The 22,357-nt window shown below is 70.5% G+C and carries 22 protein-coding genes and 1 tRNA gene; 8 read left to right on the top strand and 15 right to left on the bottom strand.

The window, feature by feature from the left end:
• Positions 1-108: 108 nt before the first annotated feature.
• The 14 genes from ABT336_RS06210 to ABT336_RS06145 form a co-directional block, all read right to left on the bottom strand.
• Positions 109-1,215: a fatty acid desaturase family protein gene (locus ABT336_RS06210; protein ID WP_350895435.1), complete on the bottom strand. Its 1,107-nt coding sequence runs from the start codon at positions 1,213-1,215 to the stop codon at positions 109-111.
• Between the two features lie 150 nt (positions 1,216-1,365).
• Positions 1,366-2,586, bottom strand: a complete 1,221-nt coding sequence (locus tag ABT336_RS06205; RefSeq protein WP_350895434.1) for a beta-ketoacyl-[acyl-carrier-protein] synthase family protein — start codon at positions 2,584-2,586, stop codon at positions 1,366-1,368.
• Positions 2,586-2,816 carry an acyl carrier protein gene (locus tag ABT336_RS06200; protein WP_350895433.1) on the bottom strand — a complete coding sequence of 77 codons (231 nt, stop codon included), beginning with the start codon at positions 2,814-2,816 and terminating at the stop codon, positions 2,586-2,588. Before ABT336_RS06200 ends, ABT336_RS06205 begins: the two co-directional genes overlap by 1 nt.
• A 41-nt stretch (positions 2,817-2,857) precedes the next feature.
• On the bottom strand, positions 2,858-3,901 hold the full coding sequence (locus tag ABT336_RS06195; RefSeq protein WP_350895432.1) for a beta-ketoacyl-ACP synthase III: 1,044 nt from the start codon (positions 3,899-3,901) through the stop codon (positions 2,858-2,860).
• Complete coding sequence (locus ABT336_RS06190; RefSeq protein ID WP_350895431.1) at positions 3,898-4,875, bottom strand: ferritin family protein; 978 nt, start codon at positions 4,873-4,875, stop codon at positions 3,898-3,900. The genes ABT336_RS06195 and ABT336_RS06190 overlap by 4 nt, the downstream gene beginning before the upstream one ends.
• Positions 4,872-5,525 (bottom strand): flavin reductase family protein, encoded by a 654-nt coding sequence (locus tag ABT336_RS06185; RefSeq protein ID WP_350895430.1) that lies wholly within the window; start codon positions 5,523-5,525, stop codon positions 4,872-4,874. The genes ABT336_RS06190 and ABT336_RS06185 overlap by 4 nt, the downstream gene beginning before the upstream one ends.
• The gene (locus ABT336_RS06180; RefSeq protein ID WP_350895429.1) at positions 5,522-6,025 is read right to left on the bottom strand and encodes a hypothetical protein; all 504 of its coding nucleotides are present in this window, start codon (positions 6,023-6,025) and stop codon (positions 5,522-5,524) included. The genes ABT336_RS06185 and ABT336_RS06180 overlap by 4 nt, the downstream gene beginning before the upstream one ends.
• Before the next feature lie 14 nt (positions 6,026-6,039).
• On the bottom strand, positions 6,040-6,528 hold the full coding sequence (locus ABT336_RS06175) for a type II toxin-antitoxin system RatA family toxin (protein ID WP_350895428.1): 489 nt from the start codon (positions 6,526-6,528) through the stop codon (positions 6,040-6,042).
• Between the two features lies 1 nt (position 6,529).
• Complete coding sequence (locus ABT336_RS06170; RefSeq protein ID WP_350895427.1) at positions 6,530-7,834, bottom strand: aspartate aminotransferase family protein; 1,305 nt, start codon at positions 7,832-7,834, stop codon at positions 6,530-6,532.
• 25 nt (positions 7,835-7,859) lie between these two features.
• The gene (locus ABT336_RS06165) at positions 7,860-9,002 is read right to left on the bottom strand and encodes an acyl-CoA dehydrogenase family protein (RefSeq protein ID WP_350895426.1); all 1,143 of its coding nucleotides are present in this window, start codon (positions 9,000-9,002) and stop codon (positions 7,860-7,862) included.
• 55 nt (positions 9,003-9,057) lie between these two features.
• Entirely contained in the window at positions 9,058-10,722 is a 1,665-nt protein-coding gene (locus ABT336_RS06160; protein WP_350895425.1) for an aldehyde dehydrogenase family protein, read from the bottom strand.
• A gap of 152 nt (positions 10,723-10,874) precedes the next feature.
• Positions 10,875-12,380, bottom strand: coding sequence for an MmgE/PrpD family protein (locus ABT336_RS06155; RefSeq protein WP_350895424.1), 1,506 nt, complete (start codon positions 12,378-12,380; stop codon positions 10,875-10,877).
• 19 nt (positions 12,381-12,399) lie between these two features.
• Complete coding sequence (locus ABT336_RS06150) at positions 12,400-13,371, bottom strand: diacylglycerol/lipid kinase family protein (protein ID WP_350895423.1); 972 nt, start codon at positions 13,369-13,371, stop codon at positions 12,400-12,402.
• A gap of 28 nt (positions 13,372-13,399) precedes the next feature.
• Positions 13,400-13,487: transfer RNA gene (locus ABT336_RS06145), tRNA-Trp, on the bottom strand.
• Between the two features lie 190 nt (positions 13,488-13,677).
• Here ABT336_RS06145 and ABT336_RS06140 point away from each other — a divergent pair.
• Positions 13,678-14,676 (top strand): bifunctional lysylphosphatidylglycerol flippase/synthetase MprF, encoded by a 999-nt coding sequence (locus tag ABT336_RS06140; protein ID WP_350895422.1) that lies wholly within the window; start codon positions 13,678-13,680, stop codon positions 14,674-14,676.
• Positions 14,677-14,730: 54 nt separating this feature from the next.
• Entirely contained in the window at positions 14,731-14,889 is a 159-nt protein-coding gene (locus tag ABT336_RS06135; RefSeq protein ID WP_350895421.1) for a hypothetical protein, read from the top strand.
• Positions 14,890-15,067: 178 nt separating this feature from the next.
• Here ABT336_RS06135 and ABT336_RS06130 read toward each other — a convergent pair whose 3' ends face one another.
• Positions 15,068-15,817: an AfsR/SARP family transcriptional regulator gene (locus ABT336_RS06130; protein WP_350895420.1), complete on the bottom strand. Its 750-nt coding sequence runs from the start codon at positions 15,815-15,817 to the stop codon at positions 15,068-15,070.
• Between the two features lie 950 nt (positions 15,818-16,767).
• Here ABT336_RS06130 and ABT336_RS06125 point away from each other — a divergent pair.
• From ABT336_RS06125 to ABT336_RS06100, 6 genes are all read left to right on the top strand, one after another.
• Complete coding sequence (locus ABT336_RS06125; RefSeq protein WP_350895419.1) at positions 16,768-18,144, top strand: MFS transporter; 1,377 nt, start codon at positions 16,768-16,770, stop codon at positions 18,142-18,144.
• A 14-nt stretch (positions 18,145-18,158) separates the two neighbouring features.
• Positions 18,159-18,854, top strand: coding sequence for a TetR-like C-terminal domain-containing protein (locus ABT336_RS06120; RefSeq protein ID WP_350895418.1), 696 nt, complete (start codon positions 18,159-18,161; stop codon positions 18,852-18,854).
• Positions 18,855-19,020: 166 nt separating this feature from the next.
• Entirely contained in the window at positions 19,021-20,232 is a 1,212-nt protein-coding gene (locus ABT336_RS06115; RefSeq protein ID WP_350895417.1) for a cytochrome P450, read from the top strand.
• A gap of 17 nt (positions 20,233-20,249) precedes the next feature.
• Positions 20,250-21,077 carry an alpha/beta fold hydrolase gene (locus ABT336_RS06110; protein ID WP_350895416.1) on the top strand — a complete coding sequence of 276 codons (828 nt, stop codon included), beginning with the start codon at positions 20,250-20,252 and terminating at the stop codon, positions 21,075-21,077.
• Between the two features lie 244 nt (positions 21,078-21,321).
• Positions 21,322-21,972, top strand: coding sequence for a cupin domain-containing protein (locus tag ABT336_RS06105; RefSeq protein ID WP_350895415.1), 651 nt, complete (start codon positions 21,322-21,324; stop codon positions 21,970-21,972).
• Between the two features lie 65 nt (positions 21,973-22,037).
• On the top strand, positions 22,038-22,357 hold a 320-nt coding region (locus ABT336_RS06100; RefSeq protein WP_350895414.1), incomplete at its 3' end, for a hypothetical protein.

Raw genomic sequence — 22,357 nt, 5'->3', positions numbered from 1 at the left:
TCGTCGTTCGGCGCTGCTGGCCACGGGTAGGTCCACCGCAGGCCGCGCGGAGGCGGATCGGGTGGGCGGTCGACGGCGGGAGTCCGGGCACCCGACCGGGACCGGAGATCAGGGGGTCGACGTCGTGACCACCGGTCCGCCCCGACGCGCGGGTTCGCTCACCTCGTGCAGGAAGGAGGCGACCTCCTGGTAGGACTCGACCAGCCCGACCTCCCGGTACGGGATGCCCTGGCGGGCGCAGTACCGCTGCACGATGGGACGGCACCGTCCCAGGTTCATCCGGGGCATCGTCGGGAACAGGTGGTGCTCGACCTGGTAGTTGAGCCCGCCGTACAGGAAGTCGACGAGCGTCGACGGGCGGATGTTGCGCGAGGTGAGGACCTGGCGCTCCAGCCAGTCCAGGGACTCGTCGCCGTCGCGGACCTCCATGCCCTTGTGGTTGGGGGCGAAGATCAGTCCGAAGTACACCCCCAGCACCGCGTGCTGCACCGCCACGAAGGCCACGGCCTTGAGCGGGGACAACACCAGGAACACCGCGCCGAGGTAGATCACCATGTTGGCGAGGATCAGCAGTCCCTCCACGACCGGCTGGCGGAGCCGGCTGCGGAACAGCGCGATCAGCGAGGTCCGACGCATCTTGTAGCCCTCGAACACGAGCAGCACGAAGAACAGCACGTGCTGGTGCCGGACCACGAAGCGCTGCCAGCGGGTACGGCTGCCGTACTGGGACATGTCGAAGATCGCGGTACGCCGACCGATGTCCGGGTCGAGGTCGATGTTGTTGGGGAAGCTGTGATGGCGGTTGTGGTGGTTGACCCACCACCCGTAGCTGACACCGTTGATCAGGTTGGCGTGGACCAACCCCATCGCCGTCGCCCACCGACCGCGGAACATCGCCTTGTGCCCGGCGTCGTGCCACATGAAGGCACTCTGGGCGCAGCTCAGTCCCAACCAGGCCGCCACGCCCAGCTGCCACCAGCTGTCGCCGACGAGGAAGAAGGCCACCAGCCCGGCGACGAGCAGACCGGTGTTGAGGGCCAGTCGGGAGTAGTAGCGCCGGGGGGCCAGGTCCAACAGACCCGCTGCCCGGATTTCCTTGGCCAACTCGGCGAAGTGGTTGCCCACGTCCCGGGCCGAGGCCCGGGCCGGATCGACGCCGACGAGGCCACTGCGCGGCGTCACCGGACCCTTGGACAGGGATTGCTTGGCCTGCATTGCTCGGCCTCCTTCATGGACGCGTGCTGGTCAGAGAGTGCGCCGCGCCGCTGATCGGCGCCTGACCGACGCCTGACAGGTGGCGACGGTCGCCGGGCTGTTCGCAAGGGGTCGTACCACCACGTCTGCCGATCGGTGCTCGCGTGGCGGTCATGCCCGGCTCACCAGGACCGCCGCGTTCTGGCCGCCGAAGCCCAGCGACATGCTCACCGCGTGGTCGACCCGGCGTGGCGTGGCCTTGCGGGCGACGTCGACCTCGATCTCCGGGTCGGTCTCGTCGAGGTTCGCCGTCGGTGGGACGAGCCCCTGTTCGACGGCGAGGACGGCGAAGGCCGTCTCGATGCCTCCGGCGGCGCCGAAGAGGTGCCCGGTCACCCCCTTGGTGGAGGTCACCAACGGGTCCGGACCCAGGACCCGACGGAGCATCCGCGACTCCACCAGGTCGTTCATCGGGGTGGCGGTGCCGTGGGCGTTGACGTGGTCGATCTCGTCGGCACCCACCCCGGCCTCGGTCAGGGCGGCGCGCAGGGCCGCCTCGGCACCGCGTCCCTCGGCGTCGGGTGCGGTGACGTGGTGGGCGTCGGCGCTCGCGCCCGCGCCCGAGATCCGGGCCCGCACCCGCGCACCCCGGGCCCGGGCGTCGGCACCCCGTTCGAGGACGAGGAGACCGGCACCCTCACCGGCCACGAACCCGTCCCGGGTGGCGTCGAAGGGCCGGCAGGCGGTGACCGGGTCGGTGCTGCGCCGGGACAACACGCCCATCTGCGCGAACCCGGCCATCACCAGCGGCGTGACCATCGCCTCCGCCCCGCCGGTGACCACCACGTCGCACCTGTCGAGCAGCAGCAGGTCCCGGGCGACGGCGATCGCCGACGCGCCGGAGGCGCACGCGGTGGCGACCACCAGGCTCGGCCCCGTGGCCGCCAACTCGATGGAGACCTGACCGGCCACCATGTTCGGCAGGTGCATGGGCAGCAACAGCGACGAGACCCGACCGGGGCCCTCCTCCAGGAGTACCCGGTGTTCCTGTTCGGCTGTCGCCGGGCCACCGTCGGCGCAGCCGAGGACGACACCGACCCGGGCACCGTCCCAGGTGAGCGGGTCCAGCCCGGCGTCGCGGACCGCCTCCGCCGCGGCCACCACGGCGAACTGGACGAACCGGTCCATCCGTCGGGCCCGGCGCGGTGGCAGCAGCGGCGCCTGCGGCGAGTCCGGCACCCGGCAGGAGATGTCCACCGGGAGCCCCGCGAGCAGCGGATCGTTGCGGGCTGTCGACTCGCCGGCGCAGACCCGCGCCCAGGTCTCCTCGGTGCCGATGCCGGCCGGGGTGACCAGCCCGAGACCGGTGACCGCCACGTCCCCGGACCGCATCAGACCCTCGCGGTCCGGCCCTCGAGCAGCACGACGACCGACCGGATGTCGGACGCCTGCAGCAGTTCGTCGTCGGAGACGGACACGCCGAGCTCCTTCTCGACGGCGAGACTCAGCTCGACGACGTCGAGCGAGTCCAGCTCCAGATCCTTCAGCGTCGCGTCCGGCACCACCTCGGTCGGGTCGAGCTGGAACTTGCGGACCATGACGTCACGCAGTCTGTCGAACATGGCAGTCTCCTCACGGTGTCCGGCGGTCAGCCGACTGGTACTCAGTGGTCACCTGCAGCGGTCGCCGGGGCGGCGACAGTTGCGAGTTCAGGCCAGGTGAGCGTGGTGGCGCCCCAGGTCAGTCCGCCGCCGAAGGCGGCCAACAGGACCCGGTCGCCGGACGCGAGCCGACCCGCTGCGGCCTCCTCGGCCAGCAGCAGTGGGATGGAGGCGGCGGCGGTGTTGCCGACCCGCTCGATGTTCGACGCCTGGCGGTCCGAGTCGATGTCGAGCCGTTCGGCGATGGCGGCGCAGATCCGGGCGTTGGCCTGGTGCGGTACGAAACGGTCCACGTCCTCGCAGCGCCACCCGGCGCGCGCGAGGGCAGCGAGGGCCGCCTCGGTCGTCCGTTCCACAGCGTGCCGGTAGACGTCGCGGCCCTGCATCTGGAAGTAGTGGTCGTCGGGGTCGGCCGGCAGTCCACGGGACCGGTGACCGGAGCCCCCCGCCGGGATCGTGATCAGGTCGCTGAGGTCCCCGTCGCTGCCCAGCACACAGGGGCCGACCGCACCGGGTTCGTCGGCGGTGCCGGCGCGCAGCACCACCGCACCGGCACCGTCGGCGAAGATGACGGCGGTGGTGCGGTCCGCCGGGTTGACGATCGTCGAGAAGGCCTCCGCGCCGACGAGCAGCACCCGGTCGGCAAGGCCGGTGGCGATCTGCCCGGCGGCGGTGGCCAGCCCGTAGAGGAAGCCGGTGCAGACCGCCGACACGTCGTGGGCGGCGACCCCGGCGAGCCCGAGTCGGGCGGCCACCTGGGGTGCGGTCGCCGGGCAGAGGCGCTCCGGCGTCGTGGTGGCGACGATGACGGAGTCGACGTCGGCCCGACCTGCGGACTTCAGTGCCGACGCGCCGGCCTCGACGGCCAGGGCGGCGGTGGCGGTACCCGGATCGACGAGGTGCCGACGGGCGATCCCGGTCCGGCTGCGGATCCACTCGTCGGAGGTGTCGAGCCGACGGGCCAGTTCCTCGTTGCCCACCACCCGGGGCGGCAGGCAGGAACCGACCCCGGCGATCACCGCCGTCCGACCGGCCGCGCCGCTCATGTCAACCCCAGCACGGGCAACGCCTCGGGTACGCCCATGTGGTTCAGACGTACCACCGCCATCTCGTCGGTCCACCGCTCGGCGGCGGCGTACCGCTCCCGGGGGGTGGTGTCCAGCAGCCGCCGGCCCGGCCAGACCTCGTAGTCGTCGAGCAGGTCCCGGTGCCGCTGCATCCCCTCCTGGAACAGCTCCTCCCGGCGCAGCACGTACGCCTCCTCGGGAAGGTCGTCCCAGAGTCGGCGACCCCGACGCAGGATGTCGAGCAGCCGGGGCCGGTACTCGGGGTGGGCGGCGAGGTACCGGCGGAGGATGTCGCTGCCGACGGTGAGGTGCCGGATCTCGTCGATGGACGCCCCCCGGGCGATCTCGCTCGCGGCCGGGTCGAGGCGGTGCCACTTGCGTTCGCTCAGCTCGGCGGCGGGTGCCAGGACCCCCTCGATGACGATCGTGAAGATCGCCACCCCGCCGATGAAGTCACCCTCGTCCCGGACGGTACGCACTGCGAACTCCTCGACCGGTTCGAGGATCTCCTTGGTGTAGTCGGCCGACATCCGCGCCACCTCGTCGACGAGGCCCTCGGCCGGCATGCCGAGTTCGACGAGGTGCCGACGGAAGACCATCGCGTGACGGGCCTCGTCCACCAACTGGGTGGTGTAGAACTCCAGCTCGGGCAGGCCCGGTGCCTGGGCGACGTAGTGCGCCAGGATGCGGGTGGCCTTCTCCTCGGCGATGGACCGGTAGCCGAGTTCCATGACGAGGGCGTCGCGCAGCGCCCCGGGTTCGCGCATGTACGCCGGGGTCCCGGCCTCCGGGGCGTGGCCCGTCTCGGCCCGGCCCCGCAGCGTGCCCTGCGCGACGGCACCGAGCCAGTAGGCGAGGTCGCACTGCTCGGCGGTGAGGCTGAGGTTCATCGCACCGTCGAGCAGGGTGGGGGCCTCGTTCCAGTCCGCCTCCGGCGGAACGGTGCTGGTCATCCGGTTTCTCCTTCGCGGGGCGGGGGTGCGGGGGTCGGGCCCGCCGACGGGTCGGGGGCGGTACGACCGGTGGGGGGTGCGGTGGCCTCCAGGGCGCTGACCGAGGCCATGGAGCCGCCGAAGCTCAACAGTGGTCGACCGTCCCGGGCCACCCCCTCGACCACCTCTGCCAGCAGCAACTCGTGGTCGCCGGCGGTCACGGTGGCCGTCAGCCGACAGCTCAGCCAGGCCAGCGCGTCGGCGATGAGGGGTGCCCCGCTGACCGGGTCGGGTTCCCAGTCGACAAGGTCGAACTGGGCCGGACCCCGAGGGCGGCCGGGGTCGGCGAAGCGCCGGGCCGGCTCCGTCTGCGACGCGGCCAGGACACTGACCGCGAACGTCCGGCTCTCCTTGAGCAGGGCCAGGGACGCCGACCGGTGTTGGAGGCAGATCCCGACCAGCAGAGGTTCCCGGGAGACAGCGCTCAACGAACTCACTGTCACGCCGTGCGGACCCCGCTCGGTGTTCGTGGTCAGGACGGCTACGGCGGATGCGATCCGACGTACCGCCCGGCGGTGCACTGCCGTCCGGGTGCCCGGGAGCGGGGCCGCCGCGTCGGGTCTCTCCGACGCGCCCGGCGGGCGGTCGGCGAGCGCCTCGACGGTGTTCACCGTCCGGAACCGGTGGGCACCGGGACCATCTCCGGCGCCGGGTCTGCGTTGTCGCGCCCGGAGGGGGTGATGGAGGCGATCAGCTTCTGGTACAGGGGGTGCGGGACCGGCTCGAAGGGGAGGCCGAAGGGCTTGAGGAAGTTGCCGAACAGGGCGCGGTCACCGAAGAGGTGGAACGGGATGACGAGCAACGCCCACTCCGGTCCGATGAACCACAACCACAGACCGACCACGGCGGCCTGCGTGATCAGGCTGTGCATGATGTTGTAGAGGACGTAGTAGACCTTCGATATCCGCTTGGTCTTGCTGCGGTGGTAGGCGATGGCGCCGGGGATGTAACCGATCAGGTCGATGTAGAGGAACAGGGCGATGGCCGGTAGCCACCGCACCTCGTCCCAGTGCATGGCGAGCAGGACGGTGCTGACCGCGAAGCCGACGGCGTACTCGGCGCGGTGCAGTCGGAAGGTGGTCGGCGTCTCGAAGGGGTTCTTCTGGTCCATGTCGCTACCTCCAGTCAGCGTGCGGGTGTGGTCGCCGTGACGGCGTCGCCGAGGACACCGTCGGAGAGGCGGACGCCGTCGAACAGTCCGACCACCACCCAGGCGACGGTCTCCCGGATCACCCGCTCGGCGATCGGGTCCAAGATCCCTTCGAGGCTCGGGATGCCGAAGTCGAACTCGGCCTGGAACCGCAGCTCGGTGCCGTCCGGGTGGTCGCCGAGCTGCCAGCTCCCGGTGAAGCTGTCGAAGTCGCCGTCGGTCTGGGTGAAGTCGACGCGCAGCTGGTCGCGGAGGAAGCGTTCCTCCTCCTCCCAGCGCAGCAGGCCGCTGCGGAAGTGCAGCTCCCAGCTCGACCGGCCGACCGGCTCGGGAAGGGTCTGGTGGACCGTCGCCGACTGGACGTGCGGTGCCAGCTCGGGGTACCTGTCGAAACGTACGATCTCGTCGAAGACCGTCAGGGGTGCGGCGGCGGGGATGACGGCGTGCAGGTTCACGGTTCTCATGTCAGTGACTGCCTTCCGGCATGCGGGCGCGCTTGTCCACGAGGTCGCGGGTGGCGCCGTCGATCGATTCGAGGAGGAAGTTGACGTCGGAGTCGGTCAGGATCGCCGGCGGGGTGAAGCGGACGACAGTGCTGCCGTTCATGGAGTGGTTGGCGACCACGCCGTGGTTGAACAGTTCGATGAGCAGTTCCCCGGCGAGGCCGCCCTCGACGAGTTCGATCCCGATGAGCAGCCCCTCGCCCCGGACCTCGACGACCAGGTCGGCGCAGTTGCGCAGGACGATCCGTTCGATCTCCGGCAGGAGTTGTCGGCCCAGGTTCATGGCCCGGGTGACCAGGCGCTCCTCCGTGACGGCCCGGACCGCGCCCTGCACGGCGGCCATCAGCACCGGTGCCCCGGAGAAGGTTCCGGTGTGCAGGTAGGGGTCCTTGTCGAAGGGGGCGAAGACCCGACGGCTGGCCAGGGCTGCGGAGACCGGAAGGACACCCCCGCCGAGGGCCTTGCCGACGAGCAGCACGTCCGGCTCGATCCCGGCCAGGTCGGCGCCCCACCAGTGTCCGAGCCGTCCCATGCCGGTCTGCACCTCGTCGAGGACCAGGAAGGCGTCGTAGCTCCGACAGAGGGCCGCCGCCCGGCGGAGGTAGTCCGGAGGCGGGATGATCACCCCACCCTCGCCCTGGACCGGCTCGACGATGAAGCAGGACTCTCCCGGCCGGGCCGCCAACGCCGCCTCCAGGGCGTCGGCGTCGCCGTACGGGACCCGGGACACGTCGGGCAGCAGCGGCTCGAACGGTCGCCGGTAGACCTCCTTTCCGCTGGCCGACAGGGCACCGAGGGACTTGCCGTGGTACCCCTGTTCGGTGGCGACGATGTGGCGTTTGCCGTGCGCCCGGGCGAGTTTGAGGGCGGTCTCGACCGCCTCGGCACCGGAGACCGCGAAGTGGACCCGGTCCAGTCCCTGTGGGGCGACCGAGACGATCGCCTCGGCGGCCCTGGCCACCGTCGGCTCCAGCAGGATCCGGGTCGCGATCGGGTGCCTGTTGAGCTGTTCGAGTACGGCCTCCATGACGATGGGGTGACGTGCCCCCATGATGAAGACCCCGTACCCGCCGCAGTTGAGGAACCGCTCGCCGTCGCTGGTGGTCAACCAGGCGCCGGAGGACGCGACCTCCATGTGGCTGCCGAACAGCTCGGCCAGGATCGCCCGGCCCTTGCTGAGGTGGGAGCGGTAGAGCCGCAGGACGTGTTGCTCCGTGTCGGCTGCCCCGGACACGCCGGGGGCCGGCCCTTCGGTGGTGATCGTCATTGCTGGGTCCCCCTCGTGGTGGTGGTCAGGACAGCACCAACGGCTGACCGGCGAAGTAGTCGAGCAGTGGTTGGGCGGCGCTCGTCCGCGACGGCGGGTGGAAGACGAGCGGCCGGGCGGCGGAGGCCAGGTAGGCGACGTCGCCGGAGCGGATGAAGGACAGCCCGCCCAGCAACTCGACGGCGAGGTCCACCGCCCGGCCGATCGCCTCCTGGGCGGCGTAGCGGGCGACCAGGACGGCGGCGACGGCCTCGTCGCCGTCGACCCCGTCCAGGACCGCCCGGGCCACGCCCTCCACTGCGGCGATCGCCGACTCCAGGCCGACGGCGACCGCCGCCCGGTCCGTCACGCTGCCCCGGCCGCTGGCCACCACCTGTTCCACCAGGGCGCTCGCCGCCCCGAGATAGACCGAGGTGATCATCATTTCGAACCAGACGAACCCGGAGGTCTGCAGGTCGTCGAGGCGCTGCGGGTCGTCCGGCACGGTCCGGATGATCAGTTCCTCCGGTACGTGCACGTCGGTGAGCCGGACCTCGTCGGTCTCGGCGGCGGGCAGCACGTACGTCGCCCAGAACGGGTCGACCGAGATGCCGGGAGCGTCGGCCGGAATGAGCAGCACCGCCAACGTCGACCCGCCGTCGGGGTCGGGCAGGGCGACGCTGGCGGTCAGCAGGTCCATCGAGGCGGAGAGGCTGCACGGCTTCTTGCTGCCGCTGATCAGGAAGCCGCCGCCGGGTGCCGGACGGGCCGTGACACTCGGCGTCAGGATGTTCGCGTTCGGCTTCCCCTCCGCCCAGCCCGACGCCATCAGCAGCCCCTCCGGGGCGACCCGGTGCAGCAGTGTCGTCTGCGCCGGGGTCAGCCGCCCGGCGGTCTCGGCCAGGGTGAACAGCATCGCCACTGTGAAGTGGTGCATCGTCACCGCCGCGCCGAGGGAGGGGGCGTACGACGAGACGGCGCGGGTCACCCGTACCGCGTCCAGGGCGTTCGCCCCGGCACCACCGTGCGCCGCCGGTACGAGCAGCCCGGCGCCGCCGTGCGCGCGGAACGTCTTGATCGAGGTGCTCTGCGACGACTCGTGCTCGGCCAGCGGTGCGGCGGCCAACGCCGCGCAGAGGCCGGGATGGAGTCTCTCGCAGGTCGCGCGGGCGACGTCGAGGGAGCGCATTGTCGTTACCTCCGGGGGATGCGGAGAGTGGAGTGGGGACCGGAAGTGGTACCGGTCAGTCGCCGAACACGGCGGTGCGGGGGCGGATGCCCCGGGAGATGCTGACCCCCTGCAGGTGGGAGGTCTTGAGGATCGGGTAGTTGGCCTCGCCGAAGGCTCCACCGGTGAGGCCGGTCCCCCCGTGACTGGGCAGGTAGGGCAGGAACCCGATGTGCGAGTCGTTGACCTTCAGCAGACCACCGTTGTTGATCCGGGTGACGAACCGGTCGACGACCTCCGACGAGGTGGCCCACAGCGAGTTGCGCAGCCCGTAGCTGTTGTCGTTGAGGAAGTCGACGAAGCGGTCCAGCAGCAGTTCGTCGTCGGCGGGTTCCGCGACGACCAGCGGGATGAGCGGGAAGAACGTCTCGTGCCGCACGATGTCGAAGCGCCGGGCGTCCCGCAGGCCCTCGACCCGGACCACAGTCGGTTCGAGGAAGACCCCGGTCTCGGAGGGCGTGCCGTCCAGTTCGGTCCGACGGCCACCGCAGACCAGCTCGGCACCGTTGCGCACCGCCTGGTCGAGCAGGCGGAAGAACTTCTCGCTACGGCGTACCGGGGACAGCAGCACCCCGCGTTCCTCCGGGTAGCCCGGACGGACGTTGCCCACCTCCTCGCGGACCAGCCCGATCAGCTCCTCGGCGACAGCGGGGTGGGCGAGCACGTAGTTGGGGACCATGCAGATCTGGCCGGAGCCGTAGAAGCACTCGGCGATCGCCTCGGCGGCGAGCTTGAGGTCGGCGTCGCGCCAGACGACCAGGCCGTCGTTGCCGGCGAGTTCGAGGATGGGTTTCTTGCCCCGGGCCACGCACTCCTGTTCGAAGCGCAGCCCCTCCTCACTGCCGCCGAAGTACAGGATGTCGTCGACGCCCGGGTGCTCCAGCCAGCGGTCCAGCGTCTGCTGCGGTTTGCCGCAGATCACGTTGAGGGTGCCGGGCGGGGCGCCCAGCTCCGCCAGGAGGGGGGCGACCAGCTCCCTGAGGACGTACATGGTGCTCAGGGCGATGCTGCGGGGGGCCCGTACGACGACGGTGTTGCCCGCCATCAGGATGAGGACCGCCAGTGCCGCGCTGGGGGCGGGGGCGTTCTGCGGTGGGTTGATGGCGACCACGCCGTCGGGACACCGCCGGACGATCAGCCTGCGGTCGGCGTGGTCGAACTCGGTGGCCATCTGCTGGCGGTACCAGTCGCAGCTCTCGTCGCTGTAGACCTGCTCCAGGCAGGACAGCTCCCACTCGGCGAGCATCCGGGGGTGCGCCTCGGCCATCAGCAGCGACAGGAGTTCCTCCCGGTGCTCCCGGAGCTTGGCGCGGAATATCGGGCCGAGTCGCATCCGGGTGGCCAGTGGGGTCGCCGCCCATCCCGCCTTCGCCGACACCGCCGCGTCCACCGCCGCGTCGATGTCGGCCAGGGTCGCCACCCCGCACCGGCCGACGACGTACGGGTGGAGGGACTCCGGTGATTCCGGGTTCTGCTCCAGCGTTCTCTTGATGTTCACACTGGTGAAGACATCTTCGAGAAGTGACCGTGCGGTGAGCGTGTACACCCATCCCTCGCCCGCGACGTCCCGGCCGGCGATGTACGACTCGTAGCTGCGCACCTGATCGATGACGGCCTGCGGCCGACCGGCGAGTGACGAGCCGACGGACGGCACCATGTCGACCTCAGAGGCAATAGACACGCGAGTTATCTCCCATCACCGATGTTCAGAGCGGAAACGCCCCCTCCCAAACACACGGAGAATTGTCGCAGCGGCCCCTGACGCGGACCTGACACCCGCCTGACGTTGAATTGATGCCAGCCGATCGATTCAGTCCTTTTGCGGCGGCCCGGTCACCGGTCCTCGGTGAGCGCGGCGTACAACAGCGCGGACAGTTCCCCGGCGGTCGTGTCGGTGAGACCCGCGCCGAAGGAATCGGCCACGGCCACCGTTCCGCCCTGGGCGAGGAACTTCCCCCGGACCAGCTCGCCGTGCCGACGACGGGTGTCCGGACCGGCTGCCCCCAGTGGCACCGACCGCTCCCGGGTGACCGAACGGCCGTCCGCCAGCCGTACCGTGACCCGGGCCGGCGTCGCCTTGGTCGCCTCCCGGAACGTCTCGTCGGAGTCCGCCTCCTCGGCGGCCACCAGGGCGAGTTCGGCCAGCTCCGCTCCGACGAACTGCGACAACCACGGCCGCGCCCGCTCACCGGCCCGCCGTAGCGCCGCACCGAACGGCGCCACCGAGGCGAACAGCTGCCGGGACATCTGCGGGTCGTGCACCAGCCGGACGGTGCGGGCCAGTGCCCACCGGGCCGGATCACGCAACTCCCGGCTGTCGAAGTCCTCCACCCGCAGGTCCCCGGTGAGCAATGCGGTCGCCACCGGATAACCGGTGCCGAGCAGGAGGGCACTGAGCGGGGTGTCCGGACCGGCCTCGTAGCCCTCCGCCAGGCGACCGGCGAAGAGCGTGTAGACGGAGGCGGCGATCTCGACGCCGGCCACCGGCGTCCCGCGCACCTCCCGGTGCAGCTCGACAGCGCAGTCCACCGCCGCGTCGATGCCGGGTCCCCCCGGGCGGAGCTTGAACGACAGCGTGTCGGTGTGCCAGCGGCGTCCCAGTTCCTCGGTCACCAGGTCGGGCAGGGGCACCGTGGCGAAGCGCGCCAGGAAGCCCCGTGGGTGTTCGAGCACGTCAGGCGGACCGGTCAGGCCCGCGGCGGCGGCGTCGCAGGCGTCCATCGCGGCCCGGACCGGGGTCACGACGTGGACCAGCTTGGCGTCGCCTCCGAGGAAGGCGTGCATGGCAGGCCAGGGCGGAGCGGCGAAGGCCAGGCTCATCGCGTTCGCCCACCGCCGGGCCGACGCTCCCTCGCTCGCCAGTCGACCCGCCACCGCACCGGCCAGGTGGGTGTGCAGGGCACTCTGCCCGCGCAACGGACCGAGGGTGGCGGCGGCGGTGATCCGGGCGGCGCACTCGTTGGCCACCACCACGGCGTTCACCAGGCTCCGCCCGTCGGTCCGTCCGGCCAGCGCCCAGGCCAACGGGACGGCGACAGTCGACGGGGCGAGGTGCCCGGCGTAGGCGGTGTCGTCAAGGTTCAACCACGAGCCCAGGGCACCCAGGACCACAGCGCAGCGGCGCGGGTCCGGCTGGTGGATCGGCCCGTACGCCCGCAGCAGGGCAGCGCTCCTGGAGTGCCGCAGCCCGGCCCGGATCGCCGCGATCTGGGCGAGGATCTGACTGGTCGCCAGGGCTCGGACCCGCTCCGGGACGTCGGTGGGTCGCAGGTCGCAGGCCCACTGTGACAACCGGGTCAGCAGGGGACCGTCGGCGGGTGCCGCCGCGTCGGATCTCATGGATGCCTCCGGGACACCGTCAGCCGAGCGTCCGCCCGGCGTGGCAGACGACAGGTAGTCGGCCGGGCAGCACCTCCAGCGTCACGGTGGCGTGCTCACGCGGCAGCAGCTCCCCGTCGTGCTCGAACCAGAACGGCTCCCCGTCCTGCCGGCTCAGGACGATCCGCCGCCCGGTGGCGTAGACGACGCCGGGTCGCCCGAGGTGCGCCGCCCGGCGGGTCAGCTCCGGCACGTCGGCGGCGCGGGTCTCGGCACCGATGACGCAGACGTCGAGGAGACCGTCGTCGAGGATCGACCGGGGAAGGACCTGGTACTGGCCGCCTCGGTACCGGCCGCCACCGACGTTCGCCAGCACCGTCGGGCCCTCGTGGACGAGTACGCCGTCGACCTCCACCCGGCCCGGGTAGGGGCGGTTCGCCTCGGCGGCGCGGGCGAGCGCCTCCCGGTAGCGCGGTCGACCCGTCAGCGGTACGTCCCGGGCGTGGGTCAGGGCCTCGGCGATCAGTCCGGAGCACGCTCCCAGCAGGACGATCTCGTCGGTCTCGACCAGCCGGCACAGGTCGAGCCTGCGGACCTCCGCGGTGACCGGCCCGTTCCACAGTCGGGACAGGGCTGCCGTCACCGCCGTCGGCCAGGCGCAGTCGTTCCAGTGCGCGAGGTAGTTGGAGTTGCCGGTCCCGGCCGGGACGACCATGAGCGCCGGCCCCCGACCCGGGTGCCGGGCCGCCGCGGTGAAGCCTTCGACCACCTCACGCACGGTGCCGTCCCCGCCGACGGCGAAGACGATGCCCGGACCTCCGGTGCTCTGCTCGGCTGCGGCCCGGGCGGCGTCGGTGGCGTCCCCACGGCCCGTGGTCCAGTGCACCCGGACCTCGGGCAGGAACTGCCGGCACCGGGCCACGAGTTCCGTCACCAGTTCCGGTCCGCATGTGCCGGCCGCCGGATTCGCAATTATCAGCCCGGGTGAGTTGCGCATCTCGTCCAGTGACATGACGCCTCTTTTCTCGGGCTTCGCGCTGCGGAGAGGGCAGGATTCGAACGCTGCGTGGGCTAAAAGCCCGACCGAGTTGGACTCGGCCCCCAATAGGCCACTTCGGGTACCTCTCCTCGTCGTCCACTCCGTCCGATCCGCTCGGCCATCGTTGTTCGACGAGATGACTGTGACCCGTCGACCTGACCACTGCCTGACAGCTCGCTGACGACAGTTTTTCGACCCCTAACAACCGCCCCGACTACCCGTAGCATGGGTTCACGGAAGCCAATGCACGCGAAAGCCAGAGTGGACGAGGAGACCGAGGTGACCACGTCACTGACCGCCAACCATCCTGCGTTGGCCGCCATCCACGACTACCCGTTCGCCGACAATCCGAGTTCCTTTCTCGCGGTGAGCGAGGGCAACTCCTACTTCCAACTTCCGGACCACCCCGGACTGATCGTCTACCGACGGACCGGCCGTTTCCTGGTGCAGCTCGGCGGGCCGTTCGCCCCGACCGGGTCGTACCGGGAACTGTTGGAGGCGTTCCGGTCGACGGCGCGGGAGCAGGGTCTGGGCCTGGTCGGCGTCCAGTTGCAGCGCTACGACGCGCAGCTCTACGCCGACGCCGGATTCACAGTCAACCAGGTCGGCGCGTCGTGGGCCCGCAGCCTGCCCGCCTTCTCGCTCGCCGGCACCAAGTTCATGCAGCTACGCAACAAGATCTCCCGGGCGAAGCGAGCCGGACTCGACGTCGTGGAGGTCCACGACGACGCGGTGTTCCCCCGGCTGCGCGAGATCGACAGGCTCTGGTTGCGCGACAAGGGCGAGCAGACCCGAGAGTTGGAATACCTGGTCGGACAGTACGGCGACCGGATGCAGCCCCACCGCCGCATGTTCGTCGGTTTCATCGACGGCGACCCGGTCGGCTACATCTCCTACTCCCCCGTGTACGGCAACCGGCCGGGTTGGATGCACGACCTGAGCCGACGGGTGCCCAGCAGGATCCCGGGGATCATGGAGGCGATCAACGTGGCCGCCGTCGAGACCTTCCGCGCCGAGGAGGTCGCCTGGCTGCACTTCGGTTTCACGCCCTTCACCGGCCTGCACGACGACCACGAGATGCCCGGACACGACGTGGGTTTCCGTCGGTTCATGGAGCTGCTGTGGACGCACGGTGAGGCGGTCTATCCGGCCCAGTCCCAGCTGGCGTACAAGCAGAAGTGGGCGCCCGACCTGTTGTTGCCGGAGTACGTGGCCTTCGACGGCCCGGCGAGCGTCGCCGGCTTCGCCCACGTCTTCCGCGCCTCGAACGCGTTCTGAGCAGACCGGGCGGTCGTCGACCGCCCCGGCCCCGACATCCACGAGGAGTGCGACATGACGGAGGATCACGAGACCCGGGTCGGCCTGGCGTTGCAGCGGGTCGTGGAGCTGTTCGCCGCCGTCTGCGGGGCCCCGGACGACGAGCGGGTGGCCGGCGACGCCGACGTCGCCCTCGCCGACCTCAACCAGCTGCTCCGCGACGGGACGCGGTGACGGGGGCCGTCGGGCGGGCCCCGGCCGTGGTCCGACCCGACTGACCCGCCCGGGCACCGGCACCGCCGCCGTCGGTCACACCGACGGCGGCGAAGGCGCGACCTCCTGTCGGATCGGGGGTCGCGCCCATCTTGTCGACGTCCGGACCGGACCGCCGCCGGCATGACCGGCGGCGGGGTCACAGCGGGCTGTCGCGCAGCGCCAGGTGGTCCTGTCGAGCCTGCAGGTCGGGGTGATGGGCCAGGATGGCCCGCTCGTGGTTGCGCAGCACCGGTGACGGTTCGATACCCAACTCCTCAAGCATCCGGTTGCGCATCCACCGGTAGACCCCCAGCGCGTCAGTCTGTCGACCGCAGCGGTACAGCGCCACCATCAACTGCTCACAGAGTCGCTCGTTGGGTGACTCGGCCCGCACCAGTTCGGTGAGCTCGGGAATGATGGCGGTGTGCAGGCCGACGCGCAGTTCGCTGTCGAAGAGCAGTTGCAGGGCGGCCAGTCGACACTCGTCGAGCCGTACGGCGGCGGCCTGCGCGGCGAGTCCGATGGCAGCGCCACCGAAGGCCGGGCCCTGCCACAGTGCCAACGCCTCCCGCAGACGGTAGGCGGTCTCGGTCGGGTCGGTCTCGGCGGTCAGTCGCGCCTGCGCCAGTGCCCGGGTGAACACCATCGCATCGATCTTCGCGCCGGCCAGCGTCAGCCGGTAACCGCCGGCCTGGGCGATGAGCCGCGTCTCGGCGAAGTCCGGTTCGATGGCCTGAAGCTTGCGGCGCAGTCGACTGACGTGCGCCTGGAGGGCGTTCTCCACCCGGTCCGGCGGGGCGTCGCCCCACAGCTCCGTCACCAACGCCCCGGTCGACAGCATCTGCCCCTCGGCCGACAGCAACGCTGCCAGCAGGGTGCACTGTAGGCCCCGGCGAAAGTAGGCCATTCGCTCTGCGGAACCGACTGCGACTCGCCCCAGAATCCAGAAATTCACCGCTCCCCCATCACGCCGGAATCCACCCGAAAAGTGACATCCAGTTGAGGACGTCACTGGTGTGATCGCGCCGATCAGGTCGCGCACGGGACGGGGATCAGCATGGCTGCCGGAAGGTAGATCCAGACAGTCAGATCCGCTCGGTGAGTCACCTCACCGGGACGCACCACCCAGTTTTCCCATCGCGATCCACGCCGAAGACTACCCAGCGAAAGTTCTACAAGTCAACGACGTCAGTCTATTGCAACAAGATCATGGAAGACACAATCGCCCATGTCGCAATTGTCCTTCGCGGATGCGGAAAAAAGTGCCAGAAAACCCCGAACCCTAAAGCGCGCAGTGGGCACTCACCAACTGTTTTCGCCGCTCAAGCGCGACCTCAGGGCAGGGACCCCCACGAGATCGAACCCCGCACCGACTGTCGCTCTTCGCAGCACGGAGGTCACCCTCCGATGGTCGGAGGCTCGCCGGGCGGCGTGATCTGGGTGTTTGGTGAGCTTAGGTCCCTTCCGGTACGCCGACCCCGCAGAGCGCCGGCCTCCCCGCCCCACCCCCGGCAGGGAACCCACCGATCCGCCGCGAGTCTTACCTTCGACGTAATGGACAGCAGGCCGGCCGCCTTGCAGGATGACACCGACAAGCGTCTTCCACACACGCTCGATCATGCTGCGAAACGAGCAGACGGCACCTGGATCGGACACCATAAACACGCCCGGACCGGAACTGCGTCGCCGGGATGGCCGCATATCGCGCCGGCGTACCTGCGCGGTGGTGTGGACCGCATCAACGCTCCACCAATGTGAGGGGAATTTCTCGTGTCGAGAACCGCGAATCTGGCCTCGACCGGACCGGGTGGCCCGCCGACCGCCGTCGAACCGGACAGTCGTCACCGGTGGATCGTGATGCCCGTGGTCCTCGCGGCGGTCTTCATGGTCGCGCTGGACTTCTTCATCGTGAACGTCGCCATTCCCTCGACCCAACGCGAGCTGAACGCGAGCCCTGCGGCCATCCAATTCATCATCGCCGGCTACTGGCTCTCGCTCGCCGCCGGACTGATCATCTGCGGCCGGCTGGGTGACCTCTACGGACGCCGCCGGATCTTCCTGCTCGGCCTCACCGCGTTCACCGTCGCCTCCGTCGCGTGCGGGCTCGCCCCGACCGCCGAGTTCCTGGTGATCTCCCGGGTGGCCCAGGGGCTGTCGGCCGCCCTCCTGATGCCCCAGGGTCTGGCGATCCTCGGCGTGGTCTACTCCGGTCCCGCCCGGGCACGGGCGTACACCGCGTACGCCCTGACCCTCGGGCTCGCCTCGGTCTGCGGTCAGCTCATCGGCGGGCTGCTGATCGAGGCCGACCTGTTCGGGCTGAGCTGGCGCAACTGCTACCTGGTGAACCTGCCCATCGGGCTGGCCACCATCGCGCTCACGATGCGGTACGTACCGGAGTCCCGGGCGGAGACCCGGACCTCGCTGGACCTCGTCGGCACCGCCCTGATCGCCGCCGGCCTGGTGGCGCTGGTCCTGCCGCTGGTCCTCGGACGCGAACAGGGTTGGCCGCTGTGGACGTGGCTGATGCTGGCCGCCGCGCCCGTCCTGCTCGTCACGTTCGCCCGCCACCAGGCCACCCTGGGCAGACGGGCCGGCGGTCCACTGATCGACATGCGACTCTTCCGCGCCCGCGCGTTCAGCATCGGCCTGCTGGCCACGGTGTTGTTCAACATGCTGATGGGCTCGTTCTTCCTGTTCCTCGCCCTGTACCTGCAGGAGGGGAAGGGCATGACCCCGTTGCAGTCCGGCTTGATCTTCACGCCGATCGCCACGGGCTACTTCCTCGCCTCCCTGCTCTCGGAGCGCATCGCGGCCCGCATCGGTCGCCACGTGCTCACCGTCGGGTCGGTGGTGATGTTCGCGGGGCTGCTGCTGACCCACCTGAGCGTGGCGCGCATCGGCGACGAGGGGGGCCACGCCTCGTTGATCCCCGGCTTCGCCCTCGCCGGCGCGGGCATGGGACTCATCCTCGGCCCGCTGACCAACACGGTCCTGGCCAACCTCGACCCCGAGTACGCCGGAGCTGCCTCCGGGGTGCTGGCCACCTCCCAGCAGGTCGGTGGCGCCGTCGGCGTGGCGATCATCGGCGTCGTCTTCTACGACACCCTCGGTCTCGACCCCCAGCCCGGCGACTACCCGGAGGCCTTCCTCGCCGGAATGGTCTGGGTGACGGTGTTCGCGGTGCTCATCGGGCTGCTCGTCCAACTTCTTCCCCGACACCGGCCGGTCGACTGAGAGGGATCACCACCATGAACAGCGCGGACACCCGCGTCCAGCACGTGCCCGAGGACATCAAGCGGGAGGCGTACCGTCGGTTGGCCCTCAGCGGGCCGGAAGTGCTCGACCCACAGTCGATCGCCGAATCACTGGGCCTTTCCCGGGAGGACGTCCTCGCCCAGTTCCCCAATTCCGCCGCCCTGTTGACAGCACTCGTCATGCGGGCCTACGAAGCCATGGGCGCCAGTGCCGAGAAGGGGGCCGCCGAGGCCCGGAAGAAAGGGCTCGGTTCCCTCGCCGAATGGGAGTCGGCATGCCAGGGTATGCGGGTCTGGGCGCAGGCGAACCCGGCCCAGTTCACCCTCATCTGGGGTCCCCCACGACCCGGATACAGCGCGCCACCGGAATCGGTGGTGGTGGGCGCACGCGCGGCCGTCGTCCTCGTCGACATCCTCCGGCAGGCGACGAAGGCGGGACGGGTCGCCGCAGCCCAGCCGGGTGAACCCGGTACCTCCGCCGGCATGCGGCGCAACGTGCAGAACCTGTCCCGCGGCATGCTGGCGGGCCTCCCGGACGACGTGATCGCCCGGCTGCTCGTCGCCTGGACACAACTGCTCGGCATGATCGGCTTCGCGGTGTACGGACACGTCAACGGATTCGCCGAGGACCCCGACGCCTTCTTCGACCACGCGGCGACGGCGATGGGCAGGTTCGTCGGTCTCCGATAACGACGACGAAAATTCGAAACGCAGTCGGACCGCGTCCGGAGAGAACATCTCTCCGGGCGCGGTCCTCGCGTCTGTCGACGACGTCCTCCGCCCGTCAGCGGGTTGTCAGCGAAGTCGACCACCATTAGTCGCGCAACGGGAACAACGACGCGACGGAGGTAGTCCGGTGACTTTGGACCAGGAAGAGAAGGTCCTGTCGTGGCCGTTTCCGCGAGAGGAGGACGGCACCACGCCTCCCGTCCTGTCCGCCCTGCGTGAAGCGCCGCCGTGTGCGGTGCTGATCCCGGCCGGGGCGACCGCCGAGCGTCGGGCCTGGCTGGTCACCCGCTACCCGGACGTCCGGCAGGCCCTGATGGACGTCCGACTCAGCGCCGACGAACTGCTGCCCGGCGCACCGGTCCGGATCCAGATCCCGCCGGGACAGCGCCCCTCGTCCTTCCTCCGGATGGACGATCCGGAGCACGGCCGGCTCCGGGGGATGATCGCCAGCCAGTTCACCGCCCGCCGGGTGCGCGACATGCGGTCGGCCATCGAAGCCCTCACCGAACGGCTGTTGGACGACCTCGCCGCCCAGCCGCAACCCGCCGACCTGCACGACGCGTTCTCCCGCAAACTCCCCACGATGGTGATCGCGAACCTGCTGGGTGTGCCGGACAAGGACCACGCGTTCTTCGTCGAGAAGACCCGGGTCACCATCTCGCAGGGTGACCCGGAACGGTCGTTCGCCGCCTACCTGGAGATGAGCAACTATCTCGCCGAACTCGCCGAGCGCAAGCAGGCGGACCCACAGGACGACCTGATGAGTCAGCTCGCCGTGGAGCGGCTCAGCACCGGTGAGATCGACCTCGACCAGCTGGTAGGCATCGCGCGGCTGGTCCTCGTCGCCGGCCACGAGACCACCACCAACCAGATCGCCCTGAACATCCTCACCCTCCTCGCCGACGCCGACCTGCGGGCCGAGGTGCTCGCCGACGACGGGAAGCTGATCCCGGCGTTCATCGAGGAGTCGATGAGGTACTGGTCGATCTCCCAGGATGCCATCGTGCGGCTCGTGACCGAGGACCTCGAACTCGGCGGCCGACAGATGCAAGCGGGCGACGCGGTGGTCATCTCCATCCCCGCCGGCAACCACGACCCGGCCGCCTTCCCGGAACCCCACCGCATCGACCTGCGGCGCGACAGTCAGCGGCACCTCCAGTGGGGGGTGGGGACGCACTACTGCCAGGGTGCCCCGCTGGCCCGGGAGGAGATGGTCATCTCGATCCGGCGGCTGTTCGAACGGTTCCCGAACCTGCGCCTCGCCACCACCAACCCCAACGAGCTGTTCCGCCGGGGCACTGTCTTCCACGGTGTCGAGTCACTACCGGTCACCTGGTAGCGGGGCGAGGAGTTTCCGTGCCCTTCATCGACAGCCACGACGGCACCAGGCTCTTCTACTCCGACAGCGGGCAGGGCCGCCCCCTCGTCCTGCTCAGCAGCGCGACGATGGGTCACCAACTGTGGGACCTGCACGTACCCACCCTGACCGAGCAGGGGCGGCGCTGTGTCACGTACGACCGTCGTGGCCACGGCCGCTCCGACTGGCCCTGGCACGGCTACGACTACGACGGCCTGGCCGACGACCTCCACCACCTGGTCGAGGAGCTCGACCTCGACGGGGTGACGCTGGTCGGCAACGCGATGGGCTGCGGTGAGGTGGTGCGGTACCTGTCCCGTCACGGATCGGCCCGGGTGGAGCGGATCGTGCTGGTGGCCACCACCACCCCGATGCTGGCCGTCTCCCCCACCAACCCGGACGGGCTCGACCCAGGGGTGCTGGAGGCCATGCTGACGGGGCTGCGCACGGACCGGCCCGGATACACCGCCCAGATCACCCTGCCCTTCTTCGCCGGTCCCGGAGCGTCCCCCGGCGACCTGCCGATCTCCCAGGAGCTGGCCGGGTGGATGGGACAGCAGTCGTTGAACTCCTCGCTGCGCGCCGCGACGGAGGTGTACCGGACCCTGTTCACCACCGACCTCCGGCCCGACCTGGGAAAGATCGACGTGCCGGCGCTCCTGGTCCACGGTCGTCGGGACCCGGTGGCCCCGATCGCCCTCTGCGCCGAACAGTCGGCCGACGAGATCCGCGACAGTCGGCTCGTGGTGTACGACGACGCCTCCCACGGTCTGGTCGTGACCCACGCCGCACGCCTGGTGCAGGAGCTGCTCGCCGTCACGAGCTGATCGACTACGGTGGCGGGCGTCCGGTGCCGACACCCGCCACCGGATCGACTGTGGACCGTCGCGCCGCCGGTGCGGGTCGACAGGCACCTGCCGGTACGGCGCGGGGCAGCGGGCAGCGGAGGTCACGGCGAGAGCCGTCGCAAGATCAGGACGGCTAGACTTCCGGGCAGGTCGACGCCCCGGGTCAGGGGCCGACGACGGTGAGAACGACGGGCGGCCCCGCCCGACGGACGGGAGGACCCCGATGACCGCAGGCACCACCGTCCACTCCCCCGACGGCACCCCGGTCGTGCTGGGGGAGATCGGTCAGCGGGTCCTGCTGGCCAACTCGCGGGTCCGGGTCTGGGAGGTGGACCTCGCCCCCGGCGAGACCCAGCCGTGGCACCTGCACCACAACCCGTACGTCGTGCTCTGCGTCCAGTCCTCGGACTGCCGGATGGACTGGCTCGACGGCAGTCCGCCCCGCTTCATCACCGAGCAGGTGGGCAACGCCATCTACCGACCGGTCTCCCCGGTGCACATGCTCACCAACCACGGCGACAGCAGGTACCGCAACCGACTGATCGAGGTGCTCGACCTCGGGGAGGAAGCCTCCGGTGCGGCCCTCGAACAGTGGTCCGGCACGCCGACGGTCCCCACCACCGCTGTCACGGTCCTCGACCTCGACGAGGTGACCGTCCGACGTCTCGCCGCCGACCCCGGGGTCGAGCACACCTGGCAGGCCGGTCCGGTCCCGGCCGTCGTCGTCCCCCTCGAAGGAGGACCGGGTGTCGACTCCGCCCCGGACGGCGGGGTGCGCTACCTGAACCCCGGGGAGACGTACGCGGTACGCAACCCGGGCGAGACGCCGTACGAGGTCCAGGTCGTGGAGTTGCGTCACCTGCGATCCCGGTGAGGCGACCCGTACGCGGGTCGGGGCACCCCGACCGGCGTCGATGATCGCGTTGTAGGTTCGGCGGCATGGCGAACCCGGAACCGGACACCCCGCCCGCCCGCAGACTGGTCTGGGCACCCGACGAGGTACGGGTCCGGGTCGATCCACCCCGGATCGGTACGGGACGGCTGGTGACGACGGCGGCGCTGACCGGACTGGTCTTCACCTGGCCACCCGCCTTCCTCGTCCTCACCGCGGCAACCCTGGCCGCGCCGTCGCTCACCGACGGGGCGGGCATCGGGGCGACCGCCCGCTGGGCGGCGCAGATCGCCGTGCTCGTCGCGGTCGGGGCGGTGGTGACGGTCCTGCGGCGACGCGACACCCCGCCCGGGGCGGCCGACCCGGA

It is taken from the genome of Micromonospora sp. NPDC000207, assembly GCF_040300925.1.
Lineage (GTDB): Bacteria > Actinomycetota > Actinomycetes > Mycobacteriales > Micromonosporaceae > Micromonospora.
This window is presented reverse-complemented; position numbering and strand designations above follow the sequence as displayed.